28 protein-coding genes and 2 pseudogenes are annotated in these 21115 nt (G+C 63.6%); 17 read left to right on the top strand and 13 right to left on the bottom strand.

The features are described 5' to 3' along the window. Window positions 1-103, top strand: a pseudogene (locus HFC70_RS27085) (DeoR family transcriptional regulator); the annotation flags it as partial. On the opposite strand, the pseudogene HFC70_RS24850 reads toward HFC70_RS27085, so the two are convergent. Next, window positions 99-824, bottom strand: a pseudogene (locus HFC70_RS24850) (DeoR/GlpR family DNA-binding transcription regulator); the annotation flags it as partial. The pseudogenes HFC70_RS27085 and HFC70_RS24850 sit on opposite strands and share 5 nt — an antisense overlap. A gap of 128 nt (window positions 825-952) precedes the next feature. Here HFC70_RS24850 and HFC70_RS24845 point away from each other — a divergent pair. Further along, entirely contained in the window at window positions 953-1309 is a 357-nt protein-coding gene (locus HFC70_RS24845; RefSeq protein WP_168475995.1) for a DUF4406 domain-containing protein, read from the top strand. Window positions 1310-1476: 167 nt separating this feature from the next. On the opposite strand, the gene HFC70_RS24840 is transcribed toward HFC70_RS24845, so the two are convergent. Beyond that, complete coding sequence (locus tag HFC70_RS24840) at window positions 1477-2046, bottom strand: pyridoxamine 5'-phosphate oxidase family protein (RefSeq protein WP_168475994.1); 570 nt, start codon at window positions 2044-2046, stop codon at window positions 1477-1479. A gap of 33 nt (window positions 2047-2079) precedes the next feature. Further along, the gene (locus tag HFC70_RS24835; RefSeq protein WP_168475993.1) at window positions 2080-3051 is read right to left on the bottom strand and encodes an MBL fold metallo-hydrolase; all 972 of its coding nucleotides are present in this window, start codon (window positions 3049-3051) and stop codon (window positions 2080-2082) included. A 135-nt stretch (window positions 3052-3186) separates the two neighbouring features. On the opposite strand from HFC70_RS24835, the gene HFC70_RS24830 reads away from it, so the two are divergent. Next, window positions 3187-4083, top strand: coding sequence for a LysR family transcriptional regulator (locus HFC70_RS24830; RefSeq protein WP_210259433.1), 897 nt, complete (start codon window positions 3187-3189; stop codon window positions 4081-4083). Between the two features lie 67 nt (window positions 4084-4150). Here the strand turns inward: HFC70_RS24830 and HFC70_RS24825 are convergent, their stop codons facing one another. Beyond that, entirely contained in the window at window positions 4151-4594 is a 444-nt protein-coding gene (locus HFC70_RS24825) for a VOC family protein (RefSeq protein WP_168475991.1), read from the bottom strand. 246 nt (window positions 4595-4840) lie between these two features. Here HFC70_RS24825 and HFC70_RS24820 point away from each other — a divergent pair, with 246 nt between their 5' ends. Together HFC70_RS24820 and HFC70_RS24815 are read left to right on the top strand one after the other, a co-directional pair. Beyond that, window positions 4841-5569, top strand: a complete 729-nt coding sequence (locus HFC70_RS24820) for a hypothetical protein (RefSeq protein WP_168475990.1) — start codon at window positions 4841-4843, stop codon at window positions 5567-5569. A gap of 96 nt (window positions 5570-5665) precedes the next feature. After that, window positions 5666-5881 (top strand): KTSC domain-containing protein, encoded by a 216-nt coding sequence (locus HFC70_RS24815; RefSeq protein WP_168475989.1) that lies wholly within the window; start codon window positions 5666-5668, stop codon window positions 5879-5881. Window positions 5882-5912: 31 nt separating this feature from the next. Here HFC70_RS24815 and HFC70_RS24810 read toward each other — a convergent pair whose 3' ends face one another. Continuing rightward, window positions 5913-6572, bottom strand: coding sequence for a glutathione S-transferase family protein (locus tag HFC70_RS24810; protein WP_168475988.1), 660 nt, complete (start codon window positions 6570-6572; stop codon window positions 5913-5915). Between the two features lie 323 nt (window positions 6573-6895). On the opposite strand from HFC70_RS24810, the gene HFC70_RS24805 reads away from it, so the two are divergent. Then, a complete protein-coding gene (locus tag HFC70_RS24805; RefSeq protein ID WP_168475987.1) occupies window positions 6896-7453 on the top strand; it encodes a DUF2087 domain-containing protein in 558 nt (185 codons plus the stop codon). Window positions 7454-7468: 15 nt separating this feature from the next. Here HFC70_RS24805 and HFC70_RS24800 read toward each other — a convergent pair whose 3' ends face one another. From HFC70_RS24800 to HFC70_RS24790, 3 genes are all read right to left on the bottom strand, one after another. Continuing rightward, on the bottom strand, window positions 7469-7768 hold the full coding sequence (locus tag HFC70_RS24800) for a type II toxin-antitoxin system RelE/ParE family toxin (RefSeq protein ID WP_246735947.1): 300 nt from the start codon (window positions 7766-7768) through the stop codon (window positions 7469-7471). 35 nt (window positions 7769-7803) lie between these two features. Beyond that, entirely contained in the window at window positions 7804-8031 is a 228-nt protein-coding gene (locus HFC70_RS24795; RefSeq protein ID WP_168476002.1) for a CopG family ribbon-helix-helix protein, read from the bottom strand. Window positions 8032-8162: 131 nt separating this feature from the next. Continuing rightward, window positions 8163-9536 carry a TIGR03808 family TAT-translocated repetitive protein gene (locus tag HFC70_RS24790; RefSeq protein WP_168475986.1) on the bottom strand — a complete coding sequence of 458 codons (1374 nt, stop codon included), beginning with the start codon at window positions 9534-9536 and terminating at the stop codon, window positions 8163-8165. 177 nt (window positions 9537-9713) lie between these two features. Here HFC70_RS24790 and HFC70_RS24785 point away from each other — a divergent pair, with 177 nt between their 5' ends. Beyond that, window positions 9714-9923 carry a hypothetical protein gene (locus HFC70_RS24785; RefSeq protein WP_168475985.1) on the top strand — a complete coding sequence of 70 codons (210 nt, stop codon included), beginning with the start codon at window positions 9714-9716 and terminating at the stop codon, window positions 9921-9923. Between the two features lie 265 nt (window positions 9924-10188). On the opposite strand, the gene HFC70_RS24780 is transcribed toward HFC70_RS24785, so the two are convergent. Continuing rightward, window positions 10189-10725, bottom strand: a complete 537-nt coding sequence (locus tag HFC70_RS24780) for a MarR family winged helix-turn-helix transcriptional regulator (protein WP_168475984.1) — start codon at window positions 10723-10725, stop codon at window positions 10189-10191. A 162-nt stretch (window positions 10726-10887) separates the two neighbouring features. On the opposite strand from HFC70_RS24780, the gene HFC70_RS24775 reads away from it, so the two are divergent. From HFC70_RS24775 to HFC70_RS24765, 3 genes are all read left to right on the top strand, one after another. After that, window positions 10888-12447, top strand: a complete 1560-nt coding sequence (locus HFC70_RS24775; RefSeq protein ID WP_246735944.1) for an MDR family MFS transporter — start codon at window positions 10888-10890, stop codon at window positions 12445-12447. A 78-nt stretch (window positions 12448-12525) separates the two neighbouring features. After that, window positions 12526-13326: a L,D-transpeptidase gene (locus tag HFC70_RS24770; RefSeq protein WP_168475982.1), complete on the top strand. Its 801-nt coding sequence runs from the start codon at window positions 12526-12528 to the stop codon at window positions 13324-13326. A gap of 184 nt (window positions 13327-13510) precedes the next feature. Beyond that, window positions 13511-14221, top strand: a complete 711-nt coding sequence (locus tag HFC70_RS24765) for a L,D-transpeptidase (RefSeq protein WP_168475981.1) — start codon at window positions 13511-13513, stop codon at window positions 14219-14221. 7 nt (window positions 14222-14228) lie between these two features. On the opposite strand, the gene HFC70_RS24760 is transcribed toward HFC70_RS24765, so the two are convergent. After that, window positions 14229-14687, bottom strand: a complete 459-nt coding sequence (locus tag HFC70_RS24760; protein ID WP_168475980.1) for a MarR family winged helix-turn-helix transcriptional regulator — start codon at window positions 14685-14687, stop codon at window positions 14229-14231. A gap of 190 nt (window positions 14688-14877) precedes the next feature. Here HFC70_RS24760 and HFC70_RS24755 point away from each other — a divergent pair, with 190 nt between their 5' ends. The 4 genes from HFC70_RS24755 to HFC70_RS24740 all read left to right on the top strand — a co-directional run bounded on the left by HFC70_RS24755 (window position 14878) and on the right by HFC70_RS24740 (window position 17068). Next, window positions 14878-15300 (top strand): organic hydroperoxide resistance protein, encoded by a 423-nt coding sequence (locus HFC70_RS24755; RefSeq protein ID WP_168475979.1) that lies wholly within the window; start codon window positions 14878-14880, stop codon window positions 15298-15300. A gap of 240 nt (window positions 15301-15540) precedes the next feature. Next, window positions 15541-15927, top strand: a complete 387-nt coding sequence (locus HFC70_RS24750; RefSeq protein WP_168475978.1) for an MbcA/ParS/Xre antitoxin family protein — start codon at window positions 15541-15543, stop codon at window positions 15925-15927. Next, entirely contained in the window at window positions 15887-16660 is a 774-nt protein-coding gene (locus HFC70_RS24745; RefSeq protein ID WP_168475977.1) for an RES family NAD+ phosphorylase, read from the top strand. The genes HFC70_RS24750 and HFC70_RS24745 overlap by 41 nt, the downstream gene beginning before the upstream one ends. An 87-nt stretch (window positions 16661-16747) precedes the next feature. Then, window positions 16748-17068: a hypothetical protein gene (locus tag HFC70_RS24740; protein WP_168475976.1), complete on the top strand. Its 321-nt coding sequence runs from the start codon at window positions 16748-16750 to the stop codon at window positions 17066-17068. Between the two features lie 21 nt (window positions 17069-17089). On the opposite strand, the gene HFC70_RS24735 is transcribed toward HFC70_RS24740, so the two are convergent. Next, window positions 17090-17539: a MarR family winged helix-turn-helix transcriptional regulator gene (locus HFC70_RS24735; protein ID WP_168475975.1), complete on the bottom strand. Its 450-nt coding sequence runs from the start codon at window positions 17537-17539 to the stop codon at window positions 17090-17092. Window positions 17540-17662: 123 nt separating this feature from the next. On the opposite strand from HFC70_RS24735, the gene HFC70_RS24730 reads away from it, so the two are divergent. The 3 genes from HFC70_RS24730 to HFC70_RS24720 all read left to right on the top strand — a co-directional run bounded on the left by HFC70_RS24730 (window position 17663) and on the right by HFC70_RS24720 (window position 19827). Continuing rightward, window positions 17663-18391, top strand: a complete 729-nt coding sequence (locus tag HFC70_RS24730; protein ID WP_168475974.1) for a thioredoxin family protein — start codon at window positions 17663-17665, stop codon at window positions 18389-18391. A gap of 131 nt (window positions 18392-18522) precedes the next feature. Next, on the top strand, window positions 18523-19008 hold the full coding sequence (locus HFC70_RS24725) for a DUF1579 domain-containing protein (RefSeq protein ID WP_168475973.1): 486 nt from the start codon (window positions 18523-18525) through the stop codon (window positions 19006-19008). Window positions 19009-19050: 42 nt separating this feature from the next. Next, window positions 19051-19827 (top strand): VOC family protein, encoded by a 777-nt coding sequence (locus HFC70_RS24720; RefSeq protein WP_168475972.1) that lies wholly within the window; start codon window positions 19051-19053, stop codon window positions 19825-19827. Here HFC70_RS24720 and HFC70_RS24715 read toward each other — a convergent pair. Both HFC70_RS24715 and msrB read right to left on the bottom strand, forming a co-directional pair. Then, window positions 19797-20432, bottom strand: coding sequence for a hypothetical protein (locus HFC70_RS24715; RefSeq protein WP_168475971.1), 636 nt, complete (start codon window positions 20430-20432; stop codon window positions 19797-19799). The two genes, HFC70_RS24720 and HFC70_RS24715, sit on opposite strands and share 31 nt — an antisense overlap. A 148-nt stretch (window positions 20433-20580) precedes the next feature. Continuing rightward, entirely contained in the window at window positions 20581-20988 is a 408-nt protein-coding gene (gene msrB / locus HFC70_RS24710; protein WP_168475970.1) for a peptide-methionine (R)-S-oxide reductase MsrB, read from the bottom strand. Window positions 20989-21115 lie beyond the last annotated feature (127 nt).

Below are 21115 nucleotides of genomic sequence, written 5' to 3'. Positions count from 1 at the left end.
GCTTGGCGTGTCGGAGGACACAATCCGCCGCGACATGCGCGACATGGCGGCCGCCGGGCTGTTGAAGCGGGTGCATGGTGGCGCCCTGCCGCTCTCGCCCGATAGGGCGCCAGCACGTCCTCGTCGGTATCCGCCGGCACGATCAGGCCCGACAGCTTGTCCAGGGCCATGATCCGGCAGGGCGACAGGCGGTCGAGTTTGTCTGTCGTCACCGTCAGGTAGGTCTCGGCGCTGGCCTCTGAAATATGCCGCTTGATCGCCGCCTCCTCGAAATCGCCGGTCGACAGCCCGTGCACGGCATGCACCGCCGTCACGCCGAGGAAGAACAGGTCCGGCCGCAGCGCGTCGATGGCTGTCATCGCCGCCGCTCCGACCGAGACCATCGAATGCTTGTAGAGCCGCCCTCCGATCAGGATCACCTCGATGTGGGCGTGATGCTCGAACTCGGCGGCAATCGTCGGGCTGTGGGTGGCGACGGTGAGCGCGATATCGCGAGGCAAATGGCGGGCGATTTGCGCCGTCGTCGTGCCGCCGTCGAGAAACACCATCTGCCCCGGCTGGATCAGGCTTGCCGCCTTCGCCCCCAACGCCGATTTGACGTCGGACGAAAGGTTGCGGCGGGCGCTGAGATCCGGCAGGTCGGGCGAGAGCGGCAGGGCGCCACCATGCACCCGCTTCAACAGCCCGGCGGCCGCCATGTCGCGCATGTCGCGGCGGATTGTGTCCTCCGACACGCCAAGCTCGGCCGCCAGATCCTTGGCCACCGCCTGGCCGCGGCTTTGAAGGGCCGCGAGAATAAGCGCCTTGCGCTGCTCGGTCAGCATGCCTGTTCCTGCACGAAAATTGACGATAAACCACGAATACTATCAGAGTGACTCGACAATCAAGAAGAATCACGCATTATCGTGCAAATTCCCGCATGAGGCGGGAGAAAAACACCAAGGAGATGAGAATGCTGATCCTGATTGCTGGCCCCTACCGGTCCGGAACGGGCGACGACCCGCAGAAAATGGCGGCCAATCTGAAGGTTCTCGAAGCGCCGTCGCACGCGCTGTTTCAGGCCGGCCATGTGCCGATGATCGGCGAATGGGTGGCGCTGCCGATCTGGCATGCGGCGGGCGGAAAGATGATCGGCGACGATCTCTACGAGGCGATCTTCCACCCCGTCGCAGGCCGGCTGCTGCAATTGTGCGAAGGCGTGCTGCGCCTGCCCGGCGCCTCCAAGGGCGCCGACAACGACGTCCGCATCGCCACCGAACGCGGCCTTCCGGTCTGGCACCGCCTCGAGGACGTGCCGGGCTGCGCCTAAAGGGCAGGGGAGGTTTGCGACCCGGTGTTGCGGGCCTCCCGTTTTGCTCCGGCGGCGAGACGTGCCGAGCGATTGCGAGGCGATGAGGGGCCAAGTGCGCGGTGGCTCCCCCCTTCATCCGGCGCGATGCGCTGCCGTCTCCTCGAGGGAGGCGGCGTTGTGCGGGATTATGCCGATCGTCCGCGCTCCAGTTCAGCCTGCGTGAAGCGCGGCGTGATGTGCTGCGGGCAGTTCCAGTCGAACGCCTCCACCGCGATGAGGACGAGGCGCTCCACGCGAGCGGGATAGTCGGGCACGGTCAGCGTCTTCGCCAGAACCGGATCGTCTGCGGCATCGATGATGCGCATGTGACCAAAGATCTTCAGACGCTGCCGGTGCGCATAGTCCATCAGGAACAATGAGACGCGGTCATTGGCGCGCACATTGCCTGTGGTGATGTATTGCCGGTTGCCGCGAAAATCCGCGAAACCCAGCATCGATGCATCGACGGCGGTCAGAAAACCCGCAGGCCCGCCCCGGTACTGGACATAGGGCCATCCAGTCTCCGAGACACTGGCGAGATAGAAACCGTCGCGCGCCCGGATGAAGGCCGTTTCTGACGGACCGAGGCGCTGGCTCTGAGTATCGTCCGCTGGGCCGCGTGCGCCTATCCGCGTCCACTGCTCCGCGCTGCCATAATGCTCCTGTGCGGCCGCCACGGAGGCGGTGGTCGCGATGTCAAGATATTTATAGCTCATGTCGTCTTCCCCTTGTGACCGCCAGAGCGGACATCAGTTCTGCAAGGCCCAGTCCGCCACTTGCCAGCGTATCTGCCCGCGGTCGGCGACCACCCGGCCAAGCCCCGGGAAGGGCATATGCGTGGCGGCGATGAGCGCGCCTTCTGCGGCGGCGCGCGGAAAAAAGCGGTCGCGCATTGCTTTGGCCGCTGCAGGATCCTGTTCGAACAGGAAGGACACATCGGTTGCACCGGGATGCACGACCGGAAAGATCATGTCCGAAACCATGATGAGGCTCTTGCCGTCATCTTCGACCCGCACGCCGATATGGCCGGGCGTATGGCCGGTAAGGTCGACAATCGAGACGCCCCGCATAATGTCGCGCTCGCCGTCGATCGCCTGGAGTTTCGGATAGAGGCGAACAACCTCCTCGGCCATCTTGAAGCTGGTCTGCAGATAATCGGGCGCGCCGCTGCGCTTGGCTGGATCGGTCCAATGGGTAACGTCGCGACGATCGATGTACAGCTCCGCCTTGGGGTAGTTGTTCTTGCCTCCGAGAATCAGGCCGCCCATGTGGTCCTGGTGCATATGCGTCACGATGACCGCGTCGATCTGGTCCTGCTGCAGGCCGAGCGCACCAAGCGCCTGCGGCAATTGTCCGGTCTGCCCGATCGAGCCTGCCGCACCGGCATCGATCAGGATCCGGCGCTCGCCATCCTCGACGAGATACTGGTTGAAGAGGAAGCGCACCCCACTCGGCCGGGCAGTGAACTGCGCGATTGCCGCTTGCTCGACCTCGGCCGCGGAGCGTCCTGGAAAATAGTCATAGGGCATATCGGCATAGCCGTCTGTCAGCGCCGTGACCGTGAAGCGACCGAGGCGGATCTGCGCTAGTGGCGTCACGCTGACCGGCGTCCTGGCGGTATCCTGCGTCGCGGCAAGGGCGGGCGCGCCACCGATCAGTCCTCCGCCGAGGAGGCTTAGAGGAAGGGCACTGGCAAAGGCACGACGTGAAAGTTGAGGCATGACTCTTCCTCCGGATCATTGACAATATGGGGAACCAGCCTGCGTCCCCTGGACGACAAGAAAGCTATGATATCCAAAACTGATGGGGTATCCTGCCATTTTGAGAAGTTTCCTCTCAATGTCTGGAAGGATCACATGGATCGTTTTGAAGCGATGTCGGTTCTGCTTGCGGTGATCGATGCCGGCAGCCTCTCGGCCGGGGCCCGGCGATTGCACGCGCCGCTTGCTACGGTCAGCCGCAAGGTGGCAGATCTCGAAAAGCACCTTGGGGTGCGCTTGGTGCTGCGCGGCCGCCGCGGCCTCGCCTTGACGGAGGAGGGGCGCGCCTTCGTCGCCGCGTCACGTCGTATTCTTGAGGAGCTGGACACGGCGGAGCGGCAGGCCAGCGGCGATTATGGCGCGCTGCGTGGCGGGCTGCACGTGACCGCACCGATTGCATTCGGCGAGCGCTATTTGCTGCCAATTGCGCTGGAATTCCTGAAGGAACAACCCGATATCAACCTGCGCCTGACCCTGAACGATCGGCAGTTAAGTCTGGCGGATGAGCACGTCGATGTGGCTCTCCGGATCGGGCACTTGGCGGACAGCGCGCTGATTGCCACGCGGGTAGGCGCCGTCCGCCGGGTGATCTGCGCGAGCCCCGACTATCTCGCCCGTCAAGGAGTGCCACGTCAGCCGGAAGACCTCGTCCGGCATGACGGCATAAGCTTCCAGGGCTTCGCGACCGCGCCGGAATGGCGCTATCGCAAAGACGGCGCGGCCTTCACCATCGAACCGCGACCCAAACTCGCGGTCAACACGACCGAGGCTGCCATTCAGGCTGCATTGGCCGGTATCGGCATCATCCGCGTCCTGTCTTACCAGATCTCCGACCACTTGCGCTCCGGCGCTCTGCAGGAATTGCTGACGGCGTTCGCGCCCGAACCGCTGCCCGTGAACATTATTCATGCTCCAGCCGATCCCCTGCCTCTGAAGGTACGGTGCTTCCTCGACTGGATCGGTCCCCTCCTACGCGCGCAGATGGCTTCCTGATTGCGTGTCGGCTCAAAAGAGCGCGCTTAAGCCAAAACCAGTCGGCCTTCGGCATCTCCCGCCGCCCTCACACAGCAAATATCCCCATATCATCGGCAAAGGCCTTGAATTCCAGCGCGTTGCCGGAGGGATCGAAGACGAAGAGGGTGCGTTGTTCGCCGGATTGGCCTTCAAAGCGCAGTTTCGGCTTCAGGCCCCAGCGGGTGGCGGGGTCGGCTTCCAGCCGTTTGGCGAGCGCCAGGAAATCGTCCATCTGCAGGATCACGCCGAAATGCGGGATCGGCACGGTGTCGCCGTCGACGGTGCCGCTTGAAGGGGCGCCGGCCGATCCGCTCGACGGGTCGCGCGGCAGATCGGGGCGCAGATGGGCCGACATCTGGTGGCCGTAAAGGTCGAAGTCGATCCATTGGCCGGGGCTCTCCCGGCCGATCGGGCAGCCGAGTACCGTCCCGTAGAAATGCCGGGTGGCCTCGAGATCGGTGACGGCAAAGGCAAGGTGAAAGGGGCGCATCAAGGTCTCCTCCGCGGTGCCGCAGCATCGCCCGATTGGCCGCTCCAAGGCAAGGCCTGCCATGGCGTCGGGTGGCAGGCGGCGGCGCCAAGCCGTTAAACATCGGTAAATGTGCCGAAGCGGCACAGGCGGCTCAAGATTCCGCAAATTCTAATATGCCGTCAACCAGTCCGGCGCTCTCTCCGTGCATTTGCCATGAGTCGCGCTAGGATCGGCCAATCGGTTTCGACGGCCATGAGGGCGCGGATGTTTGCAGGTCGATATCTCTGGTGGATGCTGATGAGCACCGCGACCTTCCTGTTTTTCGCCGTCTATTTCGATTACGTCACCTGGGGGCTGATGCAGATCTCCGGCTGCAGCGGCACCGTCGGCCGCTGCGGGTCCATGGCGGCGCATATGGGCGGCGGTCTGAAGCCGACCGGCTTTCTGGCGGTCGCCGCCGTCGTGCTGGCCGCCACGGTGGCCCGCATCGCCTATCTTAAGGTCAATCTGCTCTGGGCGCTGGCCTTTGCCGTCTGGCTTCTGGCCTCGGCGCCGTTTTTCCTGCTGTTTCGCGATATCTGGGCCGGCCGCCTGACGCTCGAGGTCATTGCGGCTGCAGCACCCCCTTCGGTGCTGCTCCTGGCCGGGGCGATCGCCTATCTGTGTTTTCCACTGGAGGAATGCCGCCCGCCGGACGGCCGCGTCGCGCAAGGCCTGAAACTCCTCGCCGCCCTTGCGGCCGGCCAGGCGACGCTTGTGTCGCTGGCCGCCATCGAGTCTCTGGCCGGCAGTACCGCTTGGCTCAGCGGTTCTCAGCTCTCCGGCATGGTGGTGCGGCAGGTCCAGCTGAAACTCGGTCTTGTCGGGTCACTCTGGGGCACCCTGCCGGCCTTTTCCGGTGCGGCCTGCCTGGTGGCCATCCTCGCCGCGGCACTTGCCCTGCAGCTCGGCCACCCCGGCCTGAAACGTCCCGGCCGCGCACGCTTCGGTTGACAAATCCATATTGCGGTGCACAATTTCCCCATTGCCGGAAAATGGTGTTCCAGATGACGGATGTGCCGCCCAATGAGGTTTCCCAATGAGGTTTCCATGAGCAGGGTTCTCCTGACGTCGCGGGAAATCGCCGCCGTCGATTACGACGCGGAGTCCGGACGGCTGGAGATCGAGACGCGCAAGGGTGGTCTTTACGAGATCATCGATGTGCCGGCCCATGTCTACGAGACGCTGGTCGCGTCAGAGTCGCCCGGCACCTATTACCATCTGCACATCCGCAAGGGCGACTACAAGATCACCCGGCTGCGCTGACCGCCGCCGGGATCGTCACCCTGGAAAGCCGTCATTCCTTCTCGTCGAGGCGGGCCTGCCACATGGCCTTGAAGGCCGGCCGGGCCTGGCAGCGGACCAGCCAGTCGCGGACATGCGGATGGGCGTCCATCAGCGAGGTCAGTGGCTGCGCGTAGCGCACCACTTCGGCCAGATTGATGTCGCCGACGGTAAAACGCTCAGCCACCGCATAGGCATGGTCGGAAAAGTGCTTTTCCAGCACGCCGAACGGCCGCTTCAACAGCCGCGCATGGGCTTGCGCCTCCTGCGCGCCGGCCTCCGTCGAGAGTCGCCCCTCGGCATTGAGCTGCGAGATCTTCAGCGCATTGCTTTCGATTTCCGTGGCGGCAAACAGCGACCACTGCACCATCTGCGCATCTTCGGCCAGGTTCTGCGGCGCAAGCGGCCCGCCATGCTTCTTGGCAAGGTAAAGGGTAATCGCCAGCGATTCGTGCAGCTTGAGCCCGTCATCGTCGATCGACGGGATGGCGCCCATCGGGTTGATGGCCAGAAACGCCGGTGTACGGGTGTTGAGCGGCGCATCGGCGGCCATCGGATCAGCCAGCTTATAGGCCTGCAGCACCGGGATCTTCTCGTATGTGAGCCCCAGTTCGCCGGCCAGCCAGTAGACGCGCGTCGCGCGGGATCTGTGGACGCCGTAGATCTTCAGCATGTCTGTCTTCCTCCAGTGTGGGTCGGGGCGGAAACTATCCGCCGGCATCGCCGTTGGGAAGCGGCGAAGGGGTGATGCGGCCATGAATTGTTGTGATCGGCTGCGCCGCGGCAATGTTGACGGGAGGCGATGTTGACAGGATCGGCGGGTGGACGTATGAGCGGGATAGGGTCTGCAGAAACACCCAGGCGTCACCGCCCCTTGAAGGGGAGCTAAACCTGCATAACGATGATACCAGACAGACACTTTTCCCGTGCCGTGTCGAAAAGACGGTGACCACCGGCAATCTCAGGTTCTGACGGCACGATATCGAGGAAAAGACGATGTCGAGACATCCCCAACCCTATCAGGCGCCCGATATTTCGGTGCTGGCCCGCCAGTTGAAACGCGAACTGGACGGCCGCACGGACAAGCCCGGCCATGTCGAACTCCTGAATATCCTGGCCAGGGCCGCCGGCTTCCGCAATTACCAGCATATGCGGGCCTCTCAGGCGGCCCACGAACGGCTGGCGGCAGAACCGTCCGTAAGCGAGCCGGTCGATTACCGCCGCGTCGAAGCGGCGGCCCGCTGTTTCGATAGCGATGGCGTGCTGCTGCGCTGGCCGGCAAGGACCGTGCAGCAGCAACTCTGCTTGTGGAAGCTGTGGAGCCGGATGCCGGCCGAGGTCGATCTGGCCGAGCGGCAGGTCAATGCGCTGCTGAAGAGCCTGAACCGCTTCGGCGATCATGTGCTGCTGCGCCGTGAAATGGTCAACCAGCGCCTGCTGTCGCGCACCCAGGATTGCTCAACCTACCGCCGCATCGAACGCCGCCCGCCCGCCGACGCCCTCGCCCTGATCCGTGGCCGGGCGGAGGCGGGGGCCGCGGAGGCTGGCGGCTAGTGACGACATTCCCGGCTATTCGTCAGGGTCGGCACCACTATCAATCTCGTAATCCCGATCGTCATCGAGCGGTGTTCCGGGTGGACGCTGTTGGCCGTGGCGGATAGCCAGAATGATGATTTCGGTGCTGTTGATCTGGTAGTCGACCAGATAGGCGCCCATCACGAAGCGAAGCACATTCGGGACGGGCATCTCTTCTGTCGTTTGCCCCATCTGCGGAAAGCGGGCCAGGTTGTGCTTGAGCCTTTTCAGCCCGTCGCTGAAATGCTGCGCGGCGGGCGGGCTGCGCTCCTTGAGATAGGCTGCCTCCGACAGGACATAGTCGCGGGCCTATGGCGACAGCCGGACCCTCAAGCGGCCGTGCCTTTTACGATCGTCTCGACCTCTTCGATGACGTCGTCCAGATCGAAGGCGCGGCCGGCCTCAACGTCGTCGCGGGCCCTGGCGAGGTCAAGGATCTCGCGGCCTTCGCCGGCCAGATAGGATTTGAGCGCGCGCACCATCACCCAGCTTCGCGAGCGCTCGCAGACCTCAGCGATCTGTTCGATCTCGGCCAGCACATCGGACGGTAGGCGCAGGGCAATCGGATTGGATAACTCATGTTGTTTCGACACGGTATTTCCCTCCATTTGTAATACAGGATACGCCGCTGTCTCACCGACGTCAAACGGCTGCGCCGAGGTTGTTCTCCATCCCGGCGTGACCGCTCTCACACCACCCTGTTGCCGCTGATCGTCAGATGGGCGTAGTCGCCGGCATCGTCCAGCAGCTCGCCGGTCGCCTTGTCGTTCCAGCGGTAGCCGATGATCGCGCCGTTCGGCGTGTCGTCGAACAGGTTGCCGGTGATCAGCGCCGAGCCGGACTCTTCGACCACCGTCACATAGAGGCCGATCGGGGCGGTGCGGATCACGTTGCCGCTGGCGATCACATTGCGCAGATAGGGACCCCAGCCCAGCATCATGCCCCATTTCGGGGCATTCTCGATGACATTGTCCGAGACCACCGTGTCGGCTTCCACGGCAATGCCGAAGCCGAAGCCGGCGCCGTCATGCACATAAGGCCCGGTCAGCGACAGGTTGCGCACGATATTGCCGGTCACGGCAGCCATGCGTCCGCCCTCGTTGAAATTGCAAACGATGATGCCGTTGGCGGCGCCGTCGATCACATTGCCGGAGACGATGGCGCCCTCGAAGGAGAATTCCGCATAGATCGCCGTTTCGCCGGACGCCAGGCACTGGTTGCCGGAGATCTGCGCGTTCGATGAGGAATTGGCGCGGATTGCCGAGAAGGCGCAGTCGGAGACATGGTTGTTGATCACCATGGCATTGTCGGCGCGAAACAGGTTGATGCCGTTGCCGTGTTCGCCGGTGCCGCCGTCGCTGGCGCCGATGCGGGCGATGCGATTGCCGGTGATCATCGAATTGTCCGGCCCCTTGGTCCAGCGATGCACCAGGATGCCGCCATTGCCGCAATCCTCGATGCGGTTGCCGGAAATGGAAAGTCCCGTACTTTCAATGGCATAGATCGCCGTATCGGCAGCGCCCGCAATGCGGCAGCGCTCGATCCGCCCGCCGCAGCGTTCCAGTTTCACGGCATTCTTGCGGCTGCCGAGGATTTCGCAATTGTCGAGAAAGAGATCACCGATGCTGCGCAGCGACAGCAGTGCCTCGGTATAATCGGCCAGCCAGCGATTGGCGCCGTCGATGGCGATGTCGGAGATTTCGATTCGCGTGGCGTTTTCGGCCCGCAGCAGATGGCCGTCGCCGCCATAGATCAGCCGCGATGCGCCGGCCGCGCCCACCAGCCGCGTGCCGTCCGGCAGCTCTATATTCGAGACGGTATAGGTGCCGGGCGGCAGATAGACCGGCATGGCGCGCCGCGCCGCCTTGTCGAGGATCTGCTGGAAGCGCTTGCTCTGGTTATCGCTGGCGCCGGGGATCAGCCCTTCCTCGGCAGCGTCGATCGCGCCGCGCAGGTCGACCGGGGTGATGGCCGGCGGTGCGGCCAAGACCTGATGTCCGGCGGCCGTGAGCCCGAAGGCGGAGCCGGCCAGGAGTTTGAGGGCGGTGCGTCGTGTCAGCATGAACAAATCCTTAATCCACCCTTCCGCAGCAAGAAGCGTGCCACCAAAAACTGTGCCGTTTTGACGCAAGTACAAGGGCCGCGCGACGAGCAGGATCTGCAGATCGTTTGCGCCAGATCAATGCCGCGAAACCCGGCCGGGCTCATGTTTATTAGGCAATCCTGATTGGAGGTTTCGATGTTTCGTCTTGCTGCGGTTTTATACATTCTCGTCGCCACCGTTCTGGCCGGTGCGGCGGTCACGGCGCTTCTGTCCCTGAAGATGATGGAAGGCTGGCAACTGGCGGCGGGCTTCGCGGCAGGCTGTCTTCTGGCCGTGCCGATTGCCGCCGTGCTCGGCTCGAAGATCTACAAGGCCATCAATCCGACCCATGCCCGATCTGTCTGATTTGCCTTAAGGGGCAGGCAGGCCACATCCACTGGCGTCGCAGATGCGGCGGACCCATGACGCCAGGGCAGGATGGATGTGCCCGCGCTCCTTGCGCGGCCGGCCGTCGGCAAGCCCGATGGCCGGCCGGACGAACCTCTTGAGTTCAGAACCGGAGCAATCCGAAGCCTCCGGAGGGGGAATACGGAAATACCAAGTTTAGCGCGGGGGACGAACGACCGGTATCGCCCAGAAGGGCGATACCGGTCGTTTCTTGGCGTCTTGGTCAGGCGTTCTTGCCCGCACAATCCTTCTCCGGCAACCGCGCCAGCGACTGGAAGCGGCAGACGAACCGGTCGAAAAGCCTCCCGAATTCCGCGATGTCGCTGGCCGGCCAATCGGACACGATGGTCTCGACGACGGTGCGCTTGACCGCCTGGATCTCTTCGAGCACCGAAATGCCGAGCGGCGTCAGCACCACGACGGCGCGCCGTGCGTCGGCCTGCGATACGGCGCGGGCCAGAACGCCGCGCTCCACCATCTCGGCCACCACCCGGCTGCCGCGCGACGGATCGATCCGCATCACCTCGGCAATGGCGCCCACCGTCGCCTCGCCGTTGAGGCTGACCTGACGCACAGCGTCGATCACGTCGAGATGTGACAGGTCGAGATCGGGCGCGACATTGCGGATCGCCAGGCGGCCGATGATGCGACGGCCGATCATCACGCGCATCCGCGTCAGGGTCTCGCCGATCAGTTCGATATCGTCCCGGCTGTCCGGGGAAGGGGAGGCGCCGGGCGCCTCGGTCTTTGAATCAGTCATCGGTTCTGTCTTATTGCAAGTGGCCCGTCTTAACAAAGGCGGCCGGCGCTGCAAAGCCTATGTGTGATTTCACACATATATGACATTGACAGATATATGCCAATAGCACATAGATGCGACAATTCGGTCGAACCATGATTGAGATTCCGCATGGACAATCGCATGTCTTCTGCTGCAGTGCCTGCCGCCAGGTCGGCCGCTGTTGCCCAGGCTCTGGCCGAGGCGCCGCTGGTCACCGACAACCGCCTGCGGCTGATCATCTTCATCCTCTTGATGACGGCCATGTTCATGGCGACCCTTGATAACCAGATCGTCTCCACCGCGCTGCCGACCATCGTCGCCGAATTCGGCCAGTTGGAACGCTTCGGCTGGGTTGGCTCGGCCTATCTGCTGGCCTCCAGCGCCGTCATGCCGGTCTACGGCAAGCTTGGCGATCTGTTCGGCCGCAAATACGTCATCATGGCCGCGGTCTTCATCTTCACCGCCGGTTCGCTGATCTGCGGCCTGACCACGTCGATGAACGGGCTGATCGCGGCGCGCGTGCTGCAGGCGCTCGGCGGCGGCGGCATCATGGTGTCGATCTTCTCGATCAATGCCGACCTGTTCGAGCCGCGCGAGCGGGCCCGCTACCAGAGCTTTTCGAGCCTGGTGCTGATGGCCTCCGGCGCGCTCGGCCCGGTTCTCGGCGGGTTCTTGAGCGACTGGTTCGGCTGGCGTTCGATCTTCCTGGTAAACCTGCCGATCGGCATTCTGGTTCTGGCCGGCCTTGCCTGGCTTCTGCCCTATCGCCGGCCACGCCGCCGCCCGAAGATCGACTATGCCGGCGCCCTGCTTCTGGCCGGGGCGGTCGCAAGCGTCGTGCTGTGGGCCGATAGCGCCGAACTGTTCGGCTCGCTGGTGGCGGCCGAAAGTCTCGGCGTCGTCGCCTTCGGTCTCGTCTGCCTGTTGGGTTTCGTCCTGGTCGAGCGTCGCGTGCCCGAGCCGGTCGTGCCGCTCGGCCTGTTCCACAATCCGACGGTCGGCCTGCTGCTGATCATATCGATGACCAGCGGCGCGGTTGCCATCGGCTCGGTCAATTACATCGCCCTGTTCCTGCAGACCACGACAGGCCTGTCGCCCACCATGGCCGGCCTGCTGTTCGTCGCCACGACAGGCGGCATTGCGGCCGGCTCGCTTTCGGCCGGACGGCTGATTGCCCGCACCGGCCGCTACAAGTGGCTGGCCGCCGTCAGTTCCGCTGGCACCATGGTCGCATTGCTGTTGTTCAGCTTCGCCCATGCCGGCACGCCGATCGTGCTGATCGCCCTCGTCATGCTGATGCAGGGCATCAGTATCGGCATCGGCCAGCAGGTGCCGGTCATCGGCGTGCAGAACGCCGCCTCCCATGCCGATGTCGGTGCGGCCACCAGCACCGTGACGCTGACGCGCATGGCCGGCGCCTCGATCGCCATTTCCATCTACGGCGCGGTGATCGCCCATGGCATGACGGCAAGGCAGATCACGATCCCGGGCGTCGCCAACATCAAGGAACTGTCGCCCAAGATGCTGGCCGCCCTGCCGCCGGAGACCCAAGGCCTGGTGGCCGCAGCCTATGCCACGGCCTTCCACCCGCTGTTCCTGACGGCGGCCGGCATCATCGGCCTCGGCTTCCTCGCCTCGCTGGCCCTGAAGAATGTGCAATTGCCCCAGGCGGCCCTGGCTGCCGAGAAGAAAGCCGCCTGATCGACGATGGCGACAGCTTCGCGCCAGCCGCGCCTGAAAGAGTGCCTGGCATAGTCCATCGGCACGAAGCGGTATTCCATGTTTGTGAAAAGTGAGAACGTTCGGCGGATCAGCGCCGTCCTGGCGGCAGCCACGGCCCTGTCGGGCCTGTCCGGCTGTATCCTGGTGACCGACACCAGCCGCATGAACATCGACGTATTCCAGGACGAGATCGCGCCGGTCTATTATGATCCGGCCCGCGTCCAGCCGGCGACGCCCCAGTCGGTGCCGCAGAAACGCAATCTCTACCAGACGCAGTTCCACCAGACCTATGGCCTGCCGGTCAGCAATCCGGTGCATCGCATCATGTATGACGTGATCCGCGACGACGGCCACACCATCCCGGCCATTCCCTACAGTCGCGTCGACCAGCGCTTCCTGCGCCAGGAAGTCAGCTACCAGACGCCGGAAGCGCCCGGCACCATCGTCGTCGATACCAAGGCGAACTTCCTCTATCTGGTCCAGGCCGAGGGCAAGGCGATCCGTTACGGCGTCGGCCTTGGCAAGCAGGGTTTTGCCTGGTCCGGCCGCGGCACCATCCAGTGGAAGCAGAAATGGCCGCGCTGGACGCCGAGCGACGACATGGTCGCCCGTCAGCCGGAGATAAAATCCTTCTCCGCCGCCAATGGTGGTCTGGAATCCGGCCTCAACAACCCGCTCGGCGCCCGCGCCCTCTATATCTTCAAGGATGGCAAGGACACGCTGTTCCGCGTGCACGGCACGCCGGACTGGCAGTCGGTTGGCAGGGCGACCTCGTCCGGCTGCGTGCGCATGTTCAATCAGGATGTCATCGATCTCTACGACCGGGTCGGCAAGAACGCATCGATCGTGGTGATCTGAGGCCGCAATTGTTGCAGAACGGCAGCACGTGCCCGGCACAATGCCGGAAATTTGACTGACTTTGCCTCATGCGCAATTGGTTTTTTAACCCGTGGCCTCTATGGTTCTTCCGGAGGAACAATCAGGCTGTGGCGGCGTTGCATAGCGCTGCCAGCCGCATTTTCCACAGGAAGCCGAATCTTTCATGATCACCAAGACGTCTCTGTCCCGCCGCGCCCTTCTGTCCCTGTCCGGACTTGGCGCTGCGGCCCTGCTATCCGGCTGTGCCTCGTCCGGGGCGTCCATGCCCACCATCACCTACCGCAATCCGCCACAGCCGCTCGGCCCCGCCACGGGCGGATCGGCCGAACTCGACGCCATGTATGGCGAGATGATGGACAACGGCTATGTGATCCCGGCCATTCCGTATCAGAAAATCCCGTCCCGCTTCTATCGCCAGCGCGTCCTTGATCCGACCGGCCAGCCGCCGGGCACGATCGTCGTCGATACGCCGTCGCGTTTCCTCTATCTGGTCGAATCGGGTGGCACGGCCATGCGTTACGGCGTCGGCATCGGCCGCCAGGGCTTTTCCTGGCAGGGCGAGGGCGTCATCCAGTGGCGCCAGAAATGGCCGAAATGGACGCCGCCGGACGAGATGATCGCCCGTCAGCCGGAATTGGCGCAATATTCGTCGGCCAATGGCGGCAAGCCGCCGGGTCTCGACAATCCGCTCGGTGCCCGCGCGCTCTATATCTTCCAGGGCGGCGAAGACACGCTCTATCGCCTGCACGGTTCGCCGGAATGGAATTCGATCGGCAAGGCCGTGTCGTCGGGCTGCGTGCGCTTGATGAATCAGGATATCATCGATCTCTACGAGCGTGTGCCGACCAAGGCCCGCATCGTCGTCTGGCAGTAGGAATCGTTCAGACCTGTTCTTTCGCGGCCGCCAGATGGCCGCGAAGGGATTTCAGCCGGTCGCGCAGCGTTTCCAGCTCGCTCATCGTGCAGCCGGTCTGCCGGCCGATCGATAGCATCACGTCCATCGCCCGGTCCTTCAGCGCAGCACCCGTCGGCGTCAGCGACACCGTCACCTGCCGCTCGTCGATGCTGTCGCGTTTGCGCGAGACATAGCCGGCCTGTTCCAACCGCTTCAGGAGAGGCGAGAGCGTGCCGGAATCAAGGCCCAGCGTCTCGCCGAGTTCCTTGACCTGCTGGCCATCCTTTTCCCAGAGCGCCATCATGGCCAGATATTGCGGGTATGTCAGTCCCAGCGGCTCCAGCAACGGCTTGTAGGCGCGGTTGAGCGCCAGCGAGGCGCCGTAGACGGCAAAACAGAGCTGCCGGTCGAGTGTCAGTTCCTTGTCAAGCGTCGAATCCTTCATGGCCTTTCCTATCCCCTTGCATCCCTTGACGTCCGATCGCCCCGGCGACATCATCGGGTCTGACCTTCAAAGACCCTGATCTCAAGTGTGGCAATTCCTGCCGTCATATGCAATGCGCAAAAATTAATTGCGCGCAATTAAATTGTACGATACATAAGAAATCGGACAGCCAACCACAAGGAGCAATGACATGGCTATTCTCTATACCGCACAAGCCTCTGCCACCGGCGGCCGCGCCGGCCGCGCCGTATCCGACAACGGCGTTCTCGATGTTACGCTGACGGTGCCGAAGGAAATGGGCGGCGATGGCGCCACCGGCACCAATCCCGAGCAACTGTTTGCCGCCGGCTATTCCGCCTGCTTCCTCGGCGCGCTGAAATTCGTCGCCGGCAAGGAAAAGGTGAAGCTGTCGGAAGACACCACCATCACCACCCGCGTCGGCATCGGCCCGCGCGAAGACGGCACCGGCTTCGGCATCGAGGTCGCCATCAGCGCCAACCTGCCGGGCATCGACAAGGCCCTTGCCGAAAAGCTGGTCGCCGCCGCCCACATCGTCTGCCCCTACAGCCACGCCATGCGCACCTCGACCGAAGTGCCGGTCACGGTCGCCTGATCAGGCAAGGGGATGTCGGGCAGAAGTTCCGGCCGGACGATCCACCGCAAGCAAGCCGGCAGCGATCCGGGCTCCACCTCCCCCTTGAGGGGGGAGGTCGCGCGGAACGCGCGGGTGGGGGTGATCACCACAATCACTGACGTCGGTCACCCCGCCCCGGAGCTTTCTCTCAGCGACAGCACAAAATCCTTGTCTACAGAAAAATATCACCTATATTCTCTCCGTAGAGAGGATCGCGCCATGTTGCACCAACTCGAACCCAGAGCCGCCCCGATCAACGCCGAAGCGCTGACCGTGACCAAGGCGACCGTCAGTGCGGCCGAGCGGCTGGGGCTTTCGGCCCGTCAATTGGCCGCCGTGCTCGGTCTGTCGGAGGCCAGCGTGTCGCGCATGAAGAAGCTCGAGTTCCGGCTGGAGCGCGGCACCAAGCCGTTCGAGCTGGCGCTGCTGTTCATCCGGCTGTTCCGCTCGCTGGATGCCATCACCGGCGGCGACGAGACGGTGGCCCGTCACTGGCTGCGCAATGCCAATAGCGTGCTGGCCGGCGTGCCGGCCGAAAAGATCGTCACCATTTCCGGATTGACCGATGTCCTTGCCTATCTGGACGCCCGCCGCGCTCTCGTCTGAGGCGCGGTCTCTGTCGGGCGCCTGGTGGCGGCTGGTCGAGGCCCAGCACCAGGTTTCCACCATGAAGCTGGTCGATACCGTCGACGAGCAGGTCCTGCTCGAAAGCCTGCTGGAGGAGACCAAGCCGGCCTTTCCGCCGGACTGTGCCGGGCTCGATTATCTCTTGGCGACGCCGTTCCGCTACGGCGGCGTCTATCCGAACGGCTCGCGCTTCCGCCGCGCCGGGCGCACGCTTGGCGTCTATTACGCGGCCCAGCGGGTGGAAACGGCGCTGGCCGAAATGGCCTTCTACCGGCTGCTGTTCTACAGCGAATCGCCCGCCACACCGCTGCCGGCCAATGCCGCCGAATACACCGCCTTTTCCGCCTTGATCCAAACGTCAGCCGCCCTCGACCTGACTGAGCCGCCACTGCTCCGTGACGAGGCCGCCTGGACCGATCCGGTGAATTACGAGGCCTGCCAGGCACTGGCCGACAGCGCCCGGACCGCCGGTTTGGCGGCAATCGTCTACCGTTCGGTGCGCGACCCGGCCGGCGGGCGCAACGTGGCGCTCTTGAGCGCCGGCGCCTTTGCCGAGCGCCAACCCGTCGAGCGCCAGACCTGGCGCATCCGCCTGGCGCCGTCCGGCGTGCAGGCGCTGTGCGAGTTCCCCCGCCAGCGACTGGGCTTCGCCATCACCGATTTCGCCAGCGATCCGCGCCTTGCGGCCTGGGGCAGGGCGGTCAAGCCTTGAGGGCCCGTTCGGGGGCCGCCATGGCTACCATCCATCGGCATGCAGCAGTATGATCTGGGAACGACAGGCGATCGCGAAGAGGTTTTCATGCTGACGAAAAAGCAGACGCTCTGGGCCTTTCCGGTCCTCATCGTGACTTTCGCAACGTTGTGCCTGGTGGGATACATATCGGAAGAACATTTCGGTAGAAATGCCGGACTGACCGCTCTGCTTGTACCAGTGCTGATCGCGAACATATTCGCCTTTGTCTTTATTTGCTTTTCGATCTTTCTGTCGTTGGGAACGGCCCTGATCTTCAATACATCCAGTCCCGAGTTCTGGGAAAAAATGGGCAACCCGTTCTACTATCTCGTCTGGAAAGAGCTGCAGGAAGTAACGACGCAAAAGCCGGATCGCAGCGACGGCTGACGCAACTCTGCCGGTCGTCAGTTAACGCGAAATCTCCACCAAATCCTGCCGCAGCCCTTCCGCGTCGCCCGACGAGAGTTCGGCCTCGACGGCGTCGTGGGTGGATTTCCAGATCGGCAGGGCGGCCGACAGGATGGCGGTGCCCTCGGCGGTCAGCCGCAGCCGCTTGCCGCGCTTGTCCTTCGGATCCGGCTCGATCGCCACCCAGCCGCGCCGCGTCAGCGGCTTCAGCGCTGCCGTCAGCGTGGTGCGGTCCATGGCGAGCAGGTTTGCGACCGGCCCCATCGGCGGCGGCTCGGGCCGGTTCAGCGACATCATCAAAGAGAACTGGCCATTGGTCAGCCCCAGTGATTTCAGCGCCGTGTCGAAGCGGCGCGCTAAGGCCCGCGCCGCCCGCTGCGCATGCAGGCACAGGCAGGTGTCGCGGACATGAATGGTGGTCGAAAAAGGAATCAGGGGTTGATTTGACATGGACTATTTATGTTGATATCAACGTAAATAGTCAAGGACAACCATGGCGGCGCCGCCGTTCACTTGAACGCGCGAAAGGTCTCTGTCAGACTTTCAACATCCATCAGGCTTGAGGAGGCGAAAATGGATCATCCTGTTGTCACGCGTGAGGAATGGCTTGAGGCGCGCAAGGCGCTGCTTTTGCGGGAGAAGGAGGAGACGCATCTGCGCGACAAGGTCCGCGCCGAGCGAATGGCGCTTCCGTGGGTCAGGATCGAGACGGACTATGTCTTCGATACCCCGTCGGGCCGCAAGACACTGGCCGAACTGTTCGACGGCCGCAGCCAGCTGATGATCTATCATTTTATGCTGGGACCGGATTGGGAGGCGGGCTGCCCCGGCTGTTCCTTCCTGGCCGACCATCTCGACGGCACCCTGCCGCATCTCAACCATCACGACGTGACGCTCATCTGCGTGTCGCGGGCGCCACTGGCCAAGATAGACGCCTACAAGCGCCGCATGGGCTGGAAATTTCCCTGGGTCTCGTCGAACGGCAGCAATTTCAACAGCGATTTCCATGTCTCCTTTTCGAAAGATGAGCTGGCATCAGGCTCGGTCTTCTACAATTTCCGCGATACGCCGACGGAGAATGCCCATGACGAGCTGCCGGGCCTGTCGGCCTTTTACAAGGATGAGAAGGGCCAGATCTTCCACACCTATTCGAGCTATGCCCGCGGCGGCGAGGAACTGATCGGCACGCTGATGATCCTCGACCGGGCGCCCAAGGGCCGCAACGAGGACAGCACGATGAATTTCGTGCGGCGTCACGACGAATACGAGGACCAGCCCAAGGCCGCGGCCTGCTGCCACTGACGGGTGAAGGCGCCAAGCATGTCGCCCGAAAGTGGGCACCGGTTTCGGGACACGACATGCGACGAAACAAAGGGATCAAGCGTAAGGAGCGAATCTGAAAGATCGCGACACGCTTTATCGGGAGGAAGACCATGGAATTTTCCAAACCGCAGGACGAACACCGCTTCCTGGAAAAGCTTATGGGGACTTGGGTGGTGACCGAAGCCACCGGCCACGAGGGTTACGACCCGAACGACCCCGCCATGCGCTGGACGGAAGAGGTCCGCTCGATCGGCGGCCTCTGGTATCTCTGCGAGGGCAGGGGTGCCATGTCGGATGGCACGCCAAGCTCCATGGTGATGACGCTTGGTTACGATCCGGTCGCCGGCCACTATGTCGGCAGCTGGATCGGCTCGATGATGACCAAGCTCTGGGTCTACAAGGGCTGGGTCGAGCCAGACGGCATGACCCTGACGCTGGAGGCCGAAGGCCCGGCTTTCGACGATCCGAAGAGGACCGACCTTTATCGCGATGTCATCACCTTCATCGATGATGACCACCGCCGCCTGACCGGCAGCGTGCGGCAGCCGGACGGCACGTTCAAGACGTTCATGAGAAGCGAATTCACGCGTGCCTGAGACCGGCGCCGCCCCCCATCAAAGAGAGAAGGTTTTTTCATCATGCAGGGAAGTTTCGTCTGGTACGAACTGATGACCACCGACACGGCGGCGGCAGCCAAATTTTATGGCGACGTCGCCGGCTGGCAGTGCAAGGACAGCGGCATGCAGGGCATGTCCTACAGCCTTTTCAACATTCCGGGCTATGACATGGGCACCGCCGGCCTGATGGAGCTGACGCCGGATATGCTTGCCCGGCAGATCCCGCCCAACTGGACCGGCTATGTCGCCGTCGACGATGTCGATGCCAAGGCCGGCGAGTTTGCAGCCGAAGGCGGCGCCGTGCACATGGCGCCGCACGACATTCCCGGCATCGGCCGGTTTGCCGTCGTTGCCGATCCGCAAGGGGCCGTCATCTGCCTGTTCAAGCCCAACATGCCCGACGGCCCCCTGCCGCCGGAGCCGGAAGCAAACACCCCCGGCACCTTCGGCTGGCGCGAACTGATGGCCGAAAACGGCGAGGAGGCCTTTGCCTTCTACGCAAAGATGTTCGGTTGGCAAAAAGACACCGCCGTCGATATGGGGCCGATGGGCGTCTACCAGCTGTTCGGCCAGGGCGGTGCTGCCATCGGCGGCATGATGACCAAGCCGGCGGATGTGCCCATGCCCTTCTGGGGTTACTACATCAATGTCGAGGCGATCGATGCCGCCGCCGAGCGGGTCAAGGCGGGCGGCGGCCAGGTGATCAACGGGCCGATGGAAGTGCCGGGCCCCGCCTGGATCATCCAGTGCCTCGATCCGCAGGGTGCCTATTTCGCTTTGGTGGCCATGACCCGCTGAGGGGGCGCCGGCTTGCCGGCCGGCGCGTATCGGGTCGCCGTCAGCCGGTCCGATACGGCGCTGGTCTTGCTGTCGACATAGCCGCTGGCCCGCAGAAAGCTGCGGATCGTGCCGTCGCTCACCGTCTTGAACGGACCCTTGCCATAGACACACCAGATCGGCAGGCCTGCATGGGCCTGCGACACCAGCAGGGCGGCGGCAAGATCGGCCTCCTCCCGCAGAATGGCAATCAGCATGGAGGCCTCGCCGGCCGATGGCACGACCGCGCCGGCAAGCGCCTCGCAAAGCGCGGCATCGTCGAGAGGCCCCAGCACATGGGCCGGGGTTTCAGGGCCGACGCCGAGTTTGTGGGCCAGGGTCGGCAACGGCTTCTGCAGGACGCTCACCCATTTGACCGCTTCGGCATGGCCGAGCTCCAGTTCTACGGGTTCACCTTCGGCCATCATCGACAGGGTATCGCCCTGGGCGCGGATATCGGACAGGGTCGATCGGGCAAACCTGGCGCGCACCGCGCCGCGCAGAATGATCGCATCGCTTTCGAGCAGGGCCTTCACTGCGCCCGATTGCCCCTTCCAACGGCCGGTCCCAAGCGCTTCCCGTCCCATCGCCCTTGCTCTCCCGCCTGTCGCCACCCCGGCAGCCTCGGCGATCTCCGCGCAGATTGCAAGGGTCGGTAGGGGGAGAGGCCGGGCCGGCCAGACTGGGGTAAACGTCAGCGCATCCGCAAACGTTGTAAACCGCGCCCGACCGCGCTCACGCCCGCTCGAACACCATCGAATGGCCGTTGATGCAGTAGCGCAGGCCGGTCGGCTTCGGGCCGTCGGGAAAGACGTGGCCCAGATGCCCGCCGCAGCTGGCGCAGCGGATTTCGGTGCGCACCATGCCGAAGGCGGTATCCTTGTGCTCGGTGACCGCGCCAGGCGTTACCGGCTCGAAATAGCTCGGCCAGCCGCAGCCGGCATCGAACTTGGTATCGGAGTAAAACAGCGGCGTATCGCAGGCCGCGCAGCGATAGAGCCCCTTGTCGAACTGGTCCCAATAGGGACCGCTGAACGCCCGCTCGGTGCCGTGCTCGCGCAGGATGCGATACTGGTCCGGCGTCAACTGCTCGCGCCATTCGGCATCGGTTTTTTCGATTTTCGGTGTGGTGGTGTCGTTCATGTCCATGCCTCCGTCTGTTGGCAGATAGATAGGTCGTGCGATGGGTGACGGCAATGTTCTTCATGCCGAAACCCCGTCATCTGTGTCCGCTTAGTTGGCGTCCACCTTCGGGTCTCGCCCCTGGAGC

Origin of the sequence: Agrobacterium sp. a22-2, from assembly GCF_012276985.1 — a bacterium.
Lineage (GTDB): Bacteria > Pseudomonadota > Alphaproteobacteria > Rhizobiales > Rhizobiaceae > Allorhizobium.
This window is presented reverse-complemented; position numbering and strand designations above follow the sequence as displayed.